This window comes from Robertmurraya kyonggiensis, assembly GCF_005116465.1.
GTDB lineage: Bacteria > Bacillota > Bacilli > Bacillales > Cytobacillaceae > Robertmurraya > Robertmurraya kyonggiensis.
In genome coordinates this window covers 1,917,519-1,930,384 of sequence record NZ_SWBM01000001.1, presented here as the reverse complement: position 1 = coordinate 1,930,384, position 12,866 = coordinate 1,917,519, and the positions used below count along the sequence as shown (strand labels likewise).

The 12,866-nt window shown below is 38.4% G+C and carries 15 protein-coding genes; 12 read left to right on the top strand and 3 right to left on the bottom strand.

Going from position 1 to position 12,866, the window contains the following annotated elements:
• The first annotated feature begins 7 nt into the window (after positions 1 to 7).
• From FA727_RS09710 to lysA, 10 genes are all read left to right on the top strand, one after another.
• Positions 8 to 1,312, top strand: a complete 1,305-nt coding sequence (locus tag FA727_RS09710) for a pyrimidine-nucleoside phosphorylase (protein WP_136830690.1) — start codon at positions 8 to 10, stop codon at positions 1,310 to 1,312.
• 158 nt (positions 1,313 to 1,470) lie between these two features.
• Positions 1,471 to 2,592, top strand: a complete 1,122-nt coding sequence (locus FA727_RS09705) for a D-alanyl-D-alanine carboxypeptidase family protein (protein WP_438646626.1) — start codon at positions 1,471 to 1,473, stop codon at positions 2,590 to 2,592.
• A gap of 153 nt (positions 2,593 to 2,745) precedes the next feature.
• Complete coding sequence (gene spoIIAA, locus FA727_RS09700) at positions 2,746 to 3,096, top strand: anti-sigma F factor antagonist (protein WP_136830688.1); 351 nt, start codon at positions 2,746 to 2,748, stop codon at positions 3,094 to 3,096.
• On the top strand, positions 3,096 to 3,536 hold the full coding sequence (spoIIAB, locus tag FA727_RS09695; RefSeq protein ID WP_136830687.1) for an anti-sigma F factor: 441 nt from the start codon (positions 3,096 to 3,098) through the stop codon (positions 3,534 to 3,536). Before spoIIAA ends, spoIIAB begins: the two co-directional genes overlap by 1 nt.
• Positions 3,537 to 3,549: 13 nt before the next feature.
• Positions 3,550 to 4,308, top strand: a complete 759-nt coding sequence (gene sigF / locus FA727_RS09690; RefSeq protein WP_136830686.1) for an RNA polymerase sporulation sigma factor SigF — start codon at positions 3,550 to 3,552, stop codon at positions 4,306 to 4,308.
• A 639-nt stretch (positions 4,309 to 4,947) separates the two neighbouring features.
• The gene (locus FA727_RS09685; RefSeq protein ID WP_136830685.1) at positions 4,948 to 5,568 is read left to right on the top strand and encodes a stage V sporulation protein AA; all 621 of its coding nucleotides are present in this window, start codon (positions 4,948 to 4,950) and stop codon (positions 5,566 to 5,568) included.
• Positions 5,558 to 5,980: a stage V sporulation protein AB gene (locus tag FA727_RS09680; RefSeq protein ID WP_136830684.1), complete on the top strand. Its 423-nt coding sequence runs from the start codon at positions 5,558 to 5,560 to the stop codon at positions 5,978 to 5,980. Before FA727_RS09685 ends, FA727_RS09680 begins: the two co-directional genes overlap by 11 nt.
• A gap of 48 nt (positions 5,981 to 6,028) precedes the next feature.
• Entirely contained in the window at positions 6,029 to 6,601 is a 573-nt protein-coding gene (gene spoVAEA, locus FA727_RS09675) for a stage V sporulation protein SpoVABEA (RefSeq protein ID WP_136830683.1), read from the top strand.
• Complete coding sequence (locus FA727_RS09670; protein ID WP_136830682.1) at positions 6,591 to 8,075, top strand: spore germination protein; 1,485 nt, start codon at positions 6,591 to 6,593, stop codon at positions 8,073 to 8,075. Before spoVAEA ends, FA727_RS09670 begins: the two co-directional genes overlap by 11 nt.
• 166 nt (positions 8,076 to 8,241) lie before the next feature.
• Positions 8,242 to 9,564: a diaminopimelate decarboxylase gene (gene lysA, locus FA727_RS09665; RefSeq protein ID WP_136830681.1), complete on the top strand. Its 1,323-nt coding sequence runs from the start codon at positions 8,242 to 8,244 to the stop codon at positions 9,562 to 9,564.
• Between the two features lie 26 nt (positions 9,565 to 9,590).
• On the opposite strand, the gene FA727_RS09660 is transcribed toward lysA, so the two are convergent.
• A complete protein-coding gene (locus FA727_RS09660; protein ID WP_170209252.1) occupies positions 9,591 to 10,457 on the bottom strand; it encodes a DUF1002 domain-containing protein in 867 nt (288 codons plus the stop codon).
• 321 nt (positions 10,458 to 10,778) lie between these two features.
• On the opposite strand from FA727_RS09660, the gene FA727_RS09655 reads away from it, so the two are divergent.
• Complete coding sequence (locus FA727_RS09655) at positions 10,779 to 11,135, top strand: GNAT family N-acetyltransferase (protein ID WP_136830679.1); 357 nt, start codon at positions 10,779 to 10,781, stop codon at positions 11,133 to 11,135.
• A 3-nt stretch (positions 11,136 to 11,138) separates the two neighbouring features.
• Here the strand turns inward: FA727_RS09655 and FA727_RS09650 are convergent, their stop codons facing one another.
• Both FA727_RS09650 and FA727_RS09645 read right to left on the bottom strand, forming a co-directional pair.
• Complete coding sequence (locus tag FA727_RS09650) at positions 11,139 to 11,666, bottom strand: DUF309 domain-containing protein (RefSeq protein ID WP_136830678.1); 528 nt, start codon at positions 11,664 to 11,666, stop codon at positions 11,139 to 11,141.
• Between the two features lie 145 nt (positions 11,667 to 11,811).
• Positions 11,812 to 11,901 (bottom strand): YjcZ family sporulation protein, encoded by a 90-nt coding sequence (locus FA727_RS09645; RefSeq protein WP_126409049.1) that lies wholly within the window; start codon positions 11,899 to 11,901, stop codon positions 11,812 to 11,814.
• A gap of 219 nt (positions 11,902 to 12,120) precedes the next feature.
• On the opposite strand from FA727_RS09645, the gene FA727_RS09640 reads away from it, so the two are divergent.
• Positions 12,121 to 12,861 carry a segregation/condensation protein A gene (locus FA727_RS09640; RefSeq protein WP_281280876.1) on the top strand — a complete coding sequence of 247 codons (741 nt, stop codon included), beginning with the start codon at positions 12,121 to 12,123 and terminating at the stop codon, positions 12,859 to 12,861.
• Positions 12,862 to 12,866 lie beyond the last annotated feature (5 nt).

Here is a 12,866-nt window from a genome sequence, read left to right as displayed (position 1 = left end):
GAATGATATGAGAATGGTCGACTTAATAGAGAAAAAGAGAGACGGACTTGAGCTTTCTACAGAGGAAATTGGTTTTATTATTAAAGGTTACACAGATGGCACGATCCCTGATTATCAAGTGAGCGCATTAACAATGGCGATTTACTTTAAAGGGATGACGGAAAAAGAAAGAGCTGATTTAACGATGGCTATGGTTGAATCAGGTGAGCAAATTGACCTTTCTGCTATTGAAGGCATTAAAGTTGATAAGCACTCTACTGGTGGTGTAGGTGATACAACAACACTCGTTCTAGGTCCACTTGTTGCAGCCCTTGGTGTCCCTGTTGCAAAAATGTCCGGACGTGGTCTTGGACATACAGGGGGAACAATTGATAAGCTTGAAGCGATTGAAGGCTTCCACGTTGAGATAAGCAAGGAAGAATTTATTGACCTAGTGAACAAAAACAAAATTGCTGTAATTGGTCAAACTGGAAACCTTACACCAGCTGATAAAAAGCTATATGCACTTCGTGACGTAACAGCAACAGTTGATAGTATTCCGTTAATTGCAAGCTCGATTATGAGTAAAAAAATTGCAGCAGGCGCTGACGCAATCGTTTTAGATGTTAAAACAGGTGCAGGCGCATTTATGAAAACAATTGACGATTCGAGAGAACTTGCTAAAGCAATGGTTCGCATTGGGAATAATGTCGGAAGAAAAACAATGGCGATAATCTCTGATATGAGCCAGCCACTTGGATTTGCTATCGGAAATGCGTTAGAAGTAAAGGAAGCAATCGATACCCTAAAAGGTGAAGGTCCAGAGGATTTAACAGAACTTTGCTTAGCATTAGGTAGTCATATGGTTCTTCTAGCGAACAAAGCGGCAACTCTTGAAGAGGCGCGAGCAAAACTTCAGGAAGTTATGAAAAATGGAGCTGCGCTTGAATCGTTTAAAGTCTTCTTAGAATCACAAGGTGGAGACCCAACAGTTGTTGATGATCCGACAAAGCTGCCGCAGGCTAAATTCATCTATGAACTAGCAGCAAAAGAAGATGGATATGTTTCCGATATGGTCGCAGATGAAATCGGAACAGCTGCAATGCTACTTGGCGCTGGTCGAGCTACGAAAGAATCGGAGATTGATTTAGCAGTAGGCTTCATGCTCAATAAGAAAATTGGTGACACGGTTCAAAAAGGAGATTCTCTCGTTACTATTTATAGTAACTCGGAAAATATTGAAGAAGTTAAAAACAAACTTTATGACAATATCACGATTTCTGCTGAAAAAGCTGCTGCACCAACACTGATTTACGAGGAAATTACTGAATAATTTATTCTTAAGAAATAATTAATCCCAAGGAGATAACTCCTTGGGATTTTTTTGTATATTTTTCTCTGTGTTGGTGAAAAATGGATTTATAAAGAATGGAGGGTTATGTCGTGAAAAGATTTCTATCATTATTCATCGTTCTATTAATTGTTACCTCAATGAGTGCACCAGCAGTTTTTGCAGAAGAAAAGAATGGTATTAATCTAGCTGATGAAGCAAAATCAGCCATATTGATCGAAAGAGATACAGGCACAATTCTTTACGATAAAAATAGCAATGAAAAATTACCTCCTGCAAGCATGACAAAAATAATGACCATGCTTTTAATTATGGAGGCAATAGATACTGGAAAGCTAAAAATGGATGAAAAAATCCGCACAAGTGAATATGCGGCATCTATGGGAGGATCTCAGATTTTTCTTGAACCAGGTGAGGAAATGACGACCGAACAAATGCTACGTGGGATTGCCATTGGTTCTGCAAATGATGCTTCCGTTGCTGTTGCAGAACGAGTTGCTGGTTCAGAAGAAGCATTTGTAGAAATGATGAATAACAAGGTGAAGGAGTTAGGACTTAAAAATACACAGTTTCGAAATACGACGGGATTACCTGCAGAAAATCATTTTAGTACCGCACATGATATGGCAATTATCGCAAAAGAATTATTAAAATATGACAAAATCACAAAATTCACTGGAACATATGAATCTTTTTTACGGGAAAATACTGATAAAAAATTTTGGCTCGTGAATACAAACCGTCTCGTGAAATTTTATCCCGGTGTGGACGGATTAAAGACTGGTTATACAGGCGAAGCAAAGTACTGTTTGACAGCTACCGCAGAGAAAAACAATATGCGTGTCATCGCTGTTGTCTTTGGAGCGCCTACTTCTAAATCGAGAAACGCACAGGTAACGAAGATGCTAGATTATGCATTTAGTCAATATGAAACACATCCAATGTATGAACGGAATGTCTCAATAGAAAAAGCAAGAATCAGTAAGGGAGACAAAAAGAATATTGAGGCTGTAACAAGTGAACCGATCTCCATTTTAACGAAAAAAGGAGGAAGTGTAGAAAAGGTGCAGCAAGAAATAGTCCTGAAAAAAGATCTGAAGGCTCCCCTCAAAAAAGGAGATGAGATTGGACAATTAAGGCTCACCCTTGATGGGAAAACGATTGTTGAAAGTCCTTTAGTAGCAAGTGTTGACGTGAAAAATGCAACTTGGTGGGAACTATATAAGCGCTCCTTTGGATTGTTTACAAAATCAGGCGAATAACGGGTAAATTGCTGTTGCTATTCATGTTAGTGTCGAAACGACTCTTATTCCAACTTTTTTTAGCGAATTGTTACTAGTTTTGTCCATAAGAAGGAATTGGAGTATCAAAAATCGAATTGACTCACTATGAAAGACTAAGGAGGGCTATGGATAGTGAGTCTAAACATTGAAATGGAGATCAAACAAGATGTTTTATGCATTCGTCTGAGTGGTGAGTTGGATCATCATGCAGCAGATGATTTGCGTGAAAGAGCAACAAATGCAATTGAGGAGCACAGCATCCGTCACATTGTCCTGAATTTAAAATCTCTTACCTTTATGGATAGTTCGGGTCTCGGTGTGATCCTTGGAAGATATAAACAGATTAAACAGAGACATGGTGAAATGGTTGTTTGCGCTATTTCCCCAAACATTCAGAGGTTATTTGATATGTCTGGCTTGTTTAAAATCATTCGTTTGGAGCCGACAGAACAATTTGCTTTGAAAAGATTGGGGGTTGCGTAATGAAAAATGAGATGCATTTGCAATTTAATGCGTTAAGTCAAAACGAGTCATTTGCAAGGGTTACAGTTGCTGCCTTTATCGCTCAACTAGACCCGACGATGGATGAATTAACAGAAATTAAGACGGTTGTTTCAGAAGCTGTTACCAATGCCATTATTCATGGGTACGATAATAATCCTGAAGGTATTGTGTATATTTCGGTAAAAATTGAGGACGATTTGATTGATATGACGATCAAGGATAACGGACAGGGAATTACTGATATTGAGGAAGCACGTCAACCGTTGTTCACAACGAAACCTGAATTAGAGCGTTCAGGAATGGGATTTACGATTATGGAAAATTTCATGGATGAAATTGAAGTTAACTCGATTATTGGAGAAGGCACAGAAGTTCGATTAAGAAAACACGTAGCGAAAAGCAAATTGCTATGCAATTAAGGGAGTCTTGCCTATGGATGTGGAGGTAAAGTCAGAGAAAAATGAAACCTATTTAAAGGATCGTGAAGTCAAAGAACTCATTAAGAGAAGTCAAAATGGGGATGGCGACGCAAGAGACCTAATTGTGCAGAAAAACATGAGACTTGTGTGGTCCGTTGTTCAGCGTTTTCTTAATCGAGGTTATGAACCAGATGATCTTTTTCAAATTGGCTGCATAGGCTTATTGAAGTCTGTGGATAAATTTGATTTATCCTATGATGTTAAATTTTCCACCTATGCGGTGCCGATGATTATTGGAGAAATTCAAAGGTTCATTCGTGATGACGGAACGGTTAAGGTAAGCCGCTCTCTCAAAGAGCTTAGCAATAAGATTCGAAAAGCGAAGGATGAGCTTTCAAAGAGTCTTGGGCGTATTCCGACAATTAATGAATTATCCGAGTATCTGGATATTTCATCTGAGGATATCATTTTAGCCCAAGATGCAAACCGTACACCTTCTTCCATTCATGAAACCGTGTATGAAAATGACGGGGATCCGATTACGTTATTGGATCAAATTGATGATGGGAATGAAGGCAAGTGGTTTGATAAAATTGCTCTAAAGGAAGCGATTCGTGAGCTGGATGAAAGGGAACGACTTATCGTGTATTTGAGGTACTACAAAGACCAAACCCAATCAGAGGTGGCCGAACGACTGGGAATATCCCAGGTTCAAGTATCTCGATTGGAAAAAAAGATATTGCAGCAAATGAAGGACCGTATGGATGTCTAAATCTATACGGTTCTTTTCTTGTGACAAGTTGGTCGGTTTCTCTAGTTTGTGTGCTTATGAAAGCTCCATGCGGACAGGTTTCAGCGGATTCAGGCAATAGTTGTCTTTATGAAAGCTTCATGCGGACAGATTTCAGCGGATTCAGGCAATAGTTGTCTTTATGAAAGCTTCATGCGGACAGATTTCAGCGGATTCAGGCAATAGTTGTCTTCATGAAAGCTTCATGCGGACAGGTTTCAGCGGATTCTAGCAATAGTTGTCTTTATGAAAGGTTCATGCGTACACTGTTCTCAGGTTTTCCCCAAATAGTGTCTTCATGAAAGCTCCATGCGGACACTGTTCTCAGGTTTTCCCCAAATAGTGTCTTCATGAAAGCTCCATGCGTACACTGTTCTCAGGTTTTCCCCAAATAGTGTCTTCATGAAAGCTCCATGCGGACACTGTTCTCAGGTTTTCCGCAAATAGTGTCTTCATGAACGCTCCATGCGGACACTGTTCTTAGGTTTTCTCCAATTAGTGTCTTCATGAACGCTCCAGCTATTCAAGAACCAAATTTGGTACTTTTTGGTGTTCATGAAGGAAATAGTTGTTACTCATACTAAGTTATACGAGGAAATCAATGTTTGGGGTGTGAAAGTGATGGAAGAAACAATCTATATTCGAATGCGGCACAGTGTCCAAACTCGTCCACAAGAAACAGTCTATTTAAAGGATTTGGCACAAATTATCGCTGATGAGAATATTCTCACCGCTTTGAAAAACCTCCCTATTCATAAGGTTTCTGACGAGGATAACAACATTATTGTGATCGATGTAATGAAGGTTATAGAGCGGATTACACGGGAGCTCCATAGCATTGAAGTACAAACAATTGGTCCCTCACAAACAATTGTTGAAGTGATTTACAAGAAAAAAGGTGTGTCTATTCCATTCTTTATTTTAATTTGGTGTCTCCTCTTTTTAGGTTCAGCGTTAGCTATTATGTATTTTCATGAAGACGTTAGTATGCAGCAAACCCAACAACGCATTTATGCGATCATCACTGGTAAAGTTGAGAAAAAACCATTGCTGTTTCAGGTTCCATACTCTATCGGACTTGGTGTGGGGATGGTGTTGTTTTTCAATCATGTTTTTCGCAAGCGACTTAATGATGAGCCTAGCCCCCTTGAAGTTGAAATGTTTAACTACCAACAAGACTTAGATCGCTATGTAAGCCTAACGGAAAATAAGGAAAGTATGAAACGTATCGATGGTCATTAAAATCGCTTTTGTGATTTTTCTAGGTCTAGCAGGTGGGTTAGCGGTAGGCTCAGGATTTGTTGCTTTCTTAACTGTACTCGGAATTATTCCTCGTTTGACACAATTAACAAAAACGATGAAGATGATCGTTTGGTATCAGTGGGCTGTCGTACTCGGTGCGTTAATAGGCGGCTTCGCAAGTTTAAGAGACCCTGCTCTTTATCTTTCTTCATTTATATTAATCCCGTTAGGAGCTGCGGGAGGAGTTTTTGTGGGGATGATGGCTGCAGCACTAACTGAAGTATTAAATGTTTTCCCGATTTTGGCCAAAAGAATAGGTTTAGAAGAAAAGATTGTGATTTTAATGATGGCGTTTGTTTTTGGAAAAATCTTTGGTTCCTTGTATCAGTGGATCTATTATGTAGCAGATTGAATGTTCAAATCGAAAAGTTAAATAGAGGAGCGAGAAAGGAAACGATCTATGGGTGAACGAAAGCGCATTATTATCATTACTGATGGGGATGAATATGCAAGAAAAGCAGTTGAACACGTAGCGCAGGAAATCGGCGGACGCTGCATTTCTATGTCTCATGGCAACCCAACTGTTTTATCAGGATCAGAAATTGTTGCTCTAATCAAGAAAGCACAACAAGAACCAATCCTCGTCATGTTTGATGATAGTGGCTTAGTAGGAGAAGGCTACGGAGAGAGGGCGCTAGTGCATGTTGCGAAACACCCGGAGATTGAAGTGTTGGGGGTTCTGGCCGTAGCTGCGAAAACAAAGCAGGCTGAGTGGACAAAAATTGATGTAAGTGTAGATCGAAATGGGGAATTGACACCTTACGGAGTGGATAAATATGGGGAACCTGAATTGGATATTGGAAGACTGAATGGAGACACTGTGTATTCTCTCGATCAGTTAGATGTACCAGTAATTGTAGGGATTGGGGATGTTGGAAAAATGTCAGGCAAGGATTCCTTTGAAATTGGTGCCCCCATAACAAAGAAAGCAATTGAAATAATCCTTGAAAGGAGTGGATTTTATGACAAATAAGTCTTCTGTGGAAAAGCTACCTATTCCTTCTGACCCAAGTGAAGTAGAACAATTTATGAAAGATCGGGTTGGTTTAGGTGAAAGCTTTGATCTTGGGATTCGAAAAATTAAAATCCATAAGAAGGATGTTCATATTTATTCGGTGAACGGTCTATGTGACACGAATTTTATTATACAAATCATCAAAGAATTGGTTGAATTGAATGATAATGAAAATTCCCATCAGGATCTTTATGACCTCATCCAAAATCGCCTCCTACATCAGTCCGTTCAGCCTGTAAAATTAATGGATGAACTCGTGGATCAATTGCTTTCAGGCTTGATTGTTATTGTAATGGAAGGGGAAACAGAAGCTTTTGCTGTAGACGTCAGAAGCTACCCAGGGAGACAACCAGATGAACCTGTAACGGAAAAGGTTGTTCGAGGTTCAAGAGATGGATTTGTTGAAAATATTATTTTAAATACAGGATTGACTCGATTAAGAATTAGAGATGAACGATTAAGATTTGAGATTCTAAAAGTTGGAGAACGCTCGAAAACAGACATTGCAATCGGATATGTGAAAGATGTTGCGAATACAGACTTAATTCAAATTATCCGAGAAGAACTGGAAGCGATCAATGTAGATGGGTTAACGATGGCTGACAAAGCTGTTGAAGAATACCTAGTTAAGCAAGGATATAATCCATATCCTTTAGTTCGGTATACGGAAAGAGCGGACGTAGCTGCTACCCACTTATTAGAGGGGCATGTATTGATTTATGTAAGTACATCTCCGAGTGTCATTATCACACCAACTACATACTTTCATCATTTGCAACATGCCGAAGAATATCGACAATCACCAGCGGTCGGAACTTTCATTCGCTGGTGCAGATTTTTGGGTGTATTTGGATCGCTATTTTTGTTACCACTTTGGTTGTTATTTGTATTAGAGCCATCGCTTTTACCGGAGGAATTAAAATTTATCGGTCCCAATGAGAAATCACATATCCCAATTATTTTGCAAATATTTCTATCAGAATTAGGGTTGATGTTCCTACGTTTAGCAGCGATTCACACACCAACCCCATTAGCGACGGCAATGGGGTTGATTGCAGCTGTATTAATCGGGCAAATTGCGATTGATGTGGGAGTATTTGTACCAGAAGTTATCCTTTATGTAGCCGTTTCAGCAATGGGTACATTCTCAACGCCAAGCTATGAATTAGGAATTGCGAATACCCTCGTGAAGCTCGTTTTGCTCATACTCGTATCGATTTTCAAAGTACCTGGACTTGTTATAGGATTCACACTTTATTTATTGTTCTTAGCAAATCTCCGCTCCTTTAACAGCCCATATTTCTGGCCGTTTTTACCGTTTAGTCCAAGGGCATGTTTGGAAATACTATTTCGGAAGTCTGCCCCTGGCTCTAAAATTAGACCAAGCATTGTACAACCCAAAAAACGACAAAAACAATCTTCAAGTAGTTAGTAAAACTTCAATCCCAAGTATGGAAATAGGAATTGAAGTTTCCCCTCGAATATGGTAAAGTAATTTTTATTCAAATTGTTTAAACTAATATAAAAATTTCGTATAACAATAGACAGTCTCTAATAGATTCTGTCTATTTATTTAACCTGAAGTGAGGGGATAGAGAATGTTTTTGCATGGTACCTCCAATGTAAATGATAAAGGCCATTTAGAAATTGGTGGAGTGGATACACTTGAAATCGTTAAGGAGTTTGGTACGCCAGTCTACGTATACGATGTTGCTCTTATTAGAGAAAGAGCTCGAGGTTTTAAAGAAACCTTTGATAAATTAGGGGTGAAAGCACAAGTTGCTTATGCAAGTAAGGCATTCTCAACATTAGCTATGATTCAGCTAGTCGAGCAGGAAGGGTTATCCCTTGATGTAGTATCTGGTGGTGAGTTATACACTGCGCTTGCAGCTGAGTTTCCAGTCGGAAAGATTCATTTTCACGGGAATAATAAAAGTCGAGAAGAATTATCTATGGCACTAGAACATGAAATCGGTTGTATTGTTGTCGATAATTTTCATGAATTAAAAATGCTCGAGGAGCTTTGTAGAGAGAAGGAAGTAAAAGCAAATATCCTCCTTCGTGTTACACCGGGAATCGAAGCACATACTCATGATTATATATTAACTGGGCAGGAAGATTCGAAGTTTGGTTTTGACTTGCAAAATGGACAGGCTGAGTCGGCCGTAAAAATCGGGATGCATTCCGACTTCTTAAACTTACTAGGTATTCATTGTCATATTGGCTCGCAAATATTTGAAACGACCGGTTTTATACTTGCTGCAAGGAAGATTTTTGAAAAATTGAATCACTGGAAAGAAACGTATTCCTATGAAGTAAAGGTTCTGAATCTAGGTGGTGGATTTGGAATTCGTTATACGAATGAAGACGCCCCAATCCCAGCTTCCCAGTATGTTGAAGAAATCATTCTAGAGGTTAAGGAACAGGCAAGAATTTTTGGTATGACTATTCCGGAAATTTGGATTGAACCTGGCCGTTCTTTAGTTGGAGATGCCGGAACGACTCTTTATCAAGTTGGTTCTAGGAAGGAAGTTCCGAACGTCAGAAACTATTTGGCGGTAGACGGGGGAATGAGTGATAATATCCGCCCAGCTTTGTATGAAGCAAAGTATGAAGCGGTATTGGCTAATCGTCCTCTAGATGAAGTAGAAGAAACAGTATCGATCGCAGGGAAATGCTGTGAATCTGGAGACATGTTGATTTGGGATTTACCATTGCCTAAAGCGGGGAAGGAAGACGTACTAGCTGTCTTCTGTACAGGGGCTTACGGGTACTCAATGGCCAATAACTACAATCGAATCCCGAAACCACCAGTTGTGTTCGTAGAAAACGGACAGGTAACGCTCGTTGTGAGAAGAGAAACATATGCTGACCTTGTCCGACATGACCTACCATTAAAAGTGAAAGCACAAAATAAATAAGCTGCCCAATCGGGCAGCTTATTTATTTACTTTGAAAAAAGTGCTTTAATCGCATCAATTAAACTAACGAAAAACTCTTTTAGCTTTTCTAGGAATCCTTGACCTTCTTCACTCTCAAGGAATTTAGAAATTTTATCCTTAGCTTGGTTTAATTGATCACCAACTTGATTCCAGTCGATATCTAAATTCTTAATTTTATTGAACAAATCAATCAAGCTTTGAATTTGCTCTTCGGTTAATGTAATGCCTAGCTCTTTCGCTGCTTGTTCGATAATGGCACGAAGATCGGCATCTGTTTCCGGTTTGTTTTTAGCAATCTCTTCTTTAATCTTAGCAATTAGGGCAGCAGCATTTTCTTGTCCAACAGTCTCACCTAGCTCTGCGGTTTCAACCATTTCTTCATTGGCAGCTTGTTTAACATCCTCAGGAATTGTGGTATCTGCTGAAATTTCATAAGCTTTAATAATTCCCGTTAAAGCTGCTGTTCCAGAAACGGATGTTGGCGCAGTAATATAAATACTCGCATCTTTAACTCCAGCTGTAATTAGAGCATTGATGTACATCTCATCTGTAACCCAGTTAATATTCTTGGTTTCAACTTCAAGTCCTGAACCTTCTTTCCCAACCGTAATAGCGGAAGAAGAAATCGCTTTTGTTCCAATTAAAGATTTGGCGATGTAGTTGCCAAGATATTGATGCTCTTCAGCATTGGAAACCGTAATAATTTGGGCATCCTCAGGTGCTTTCATTTCTGCGAGAAGTAAATTTTTCTGGTCGTCCGTTAAATTTTCTCCTAACGTAATAATCATATCTCCTTCAGCCATGTCAGCGAATGCTTGTACCGGCAAAAGGAATAACATAAATATTAGAGCTATAATAATTAATTTTTTCATCTGAATAGCCTCCTAGCTACAAATAGCTGTTTCTCTTTTTCATAGACGATATCAGGTTATAGAAAGTTTCAATTATTATTATAGACTAGGTGTTAATGAATGAAAACTTTCTTTCCTACAATTTGGAGATTGAAGAAATTCTATAAATCTTGTATGATAATAACGATCGGTGTGCATCTAAAGAACCATTTTCACAAGAACAACATACTATACATAAAGGGGTCAAGAGCTAATAGCATAATAGTGCATGAGTAGTTTAAAAAGAGAAGAAAATGGAAAAAATAGATTCTAAATGTTTATTCCATTAATGAGGGATCTTAAATGTTAATTCGTTATAAAAAGCCGTTTGAAAAAATAGCGATGGGTCTATTATCTTTTATGCCGAATGAAAAGGATTTGAAAAAACTGCAAACGACAATGAAGCAGTATGAAAATTCAGATCAGTGGCATCTTTTCCTATGGAAAGAAGAAGATATTATCGGACTTATTGGCGTTTCCTTAATTGATGAGAACCAAATTGAAATCCAGCATATTTCAGTAAACCCATCCCATCGACAACAAGGGATTGGGAAAAATATGGTCCAAGCATTAAAGGAAGTATTCCCGGGAAAATTAATTAAGGCATCTTCTGAGACAGCAGAATTTATTGATAAATGTAAAATGGAAGGCAGCGAATAGTTTTTATTCACTGCCTTTTTTGCGTTTTAATTGGATTGCCTGATTACGCTCTGCAATTACGTCACTACGGTCTCTTAGTGCATGACGGTGAACAAGCTCCTTGTTGCTAAGATCGCTCACTTCACACCAGTTGAATTTCTTTTTATCAGATGCTTTCTTGCATAGCTCAATTAGTTTCTGATCCTGTATAGGTAAGTTCATACTAGTGTAGGCTCGCTGACTTTGAATAACAGAGAGTCTGTCTTGTAAAAAAATGATAAACTCATTTGCTTCGAAACCGAATTGAACTAACTGAGTTCTTTGTTCCTGAAAAATGTTTAATGCTTTACTTAAGGTACGGTGAGCTCCACTGAAATTTTCTCGTCTGTGATGGTAGCAAGAAACAGCGAGCAAAATAAAGCCAACTAAAATAGAATTTTTATTGTTTTTATCAACTTGTTTCCAATACTCTTCTAGAATTTCATGGCATTCAAAATAATCACGATCCCCATGAAAGTGGATCAAGTATTCGATATATTCTTCTGGATACATTCGCTGCCTCCTAGCCCTCTTTTTCTTTAATTTTACCGTAGATCGCTGTCTTGGTCGACCAAAAGAAAATACCCAGAGAATGTCTGGGTATTTCATAAACGTTATAACTTTTGCTATATTTCTTCGAGTTTTCCCGAATATTGTTCTAGAACCAAGAAGCACCGACGATAATTAAAAGAATGAACAGTACTACGATTAGGGCAAAGCCTGAGCCAAATCCATGACCTGCTGACATTTATATTACCTCCTACTTAATATTCTTTTTTGTACAGTAACATCCTATGTAATCATTTGTCTTCTTGTATAGGCAAATACCCTAATCATTTTAGAGAGAATTTGGTATATCGTGGAAAGAACAATGCAGTAATGAAATTTTTATTGGATATACCATCTGAATCCTCTATACTATTAGTATGTTTGAATGAATTTATGAGAAGTTTTGGTGGAAAATATGATGCACTATAATGTAAAAATTGATGCTTTTGAAGGACCTCTAGATTTACTCCTTCATTTGATCAATCGACTTGAAATTGATATTTATGATATACCTGTTTCGGAAATTACGGAGCAGTATCTTTTCTATATACATACAATGAAAAAGCTTGAGCTTGATGTGGCGAGTGAATTTTTAGTCATGGCCGCAACGTTGTTAGCGATTAAAAGTAAAATGTTACTGCCGAAGCATGAAGAATCATTAGAAGATGATTTTGAGTTTGAAATTGAAGAAGACCCGAGAGACGAGTTGGTCGAAAGGTTAATTGAATATAGAAAGTATAAAGAAGCGGCTTCGGATTTGAAAAGTCTAGAGGGTGAGAGGGGCTTGATGTTTACCAAACCACCAAGCGACCTAGCTGAATATGTTAGTGAAGAAAGCACAGAAAGAAAAGATTTGGATGTGTCACTTTATGATATGCTCGGTGCTTTACAGAAGCTGTTAAGAAGGAAAAAGTTGCAAAGACCTCTGCCTACAAAGATTCAGCGACAAGAAATACCAATCGAGCAGAGAATGGAAGAGATCGTTAATGAGTTGAGATCTCATAAAGGTCGGAGAAGCTTCTTTGACCTATTTCCAGTTCCAGAAAAGGAACATATCGTCATTACATTCCTAGCCGTGTTGGAATTAATGAAACGAAGAGAAATCATTGTTGAGCAAGAAAGCAATTTTACGGAAATATTTGTGATGGGGAAGGAGTAACATTT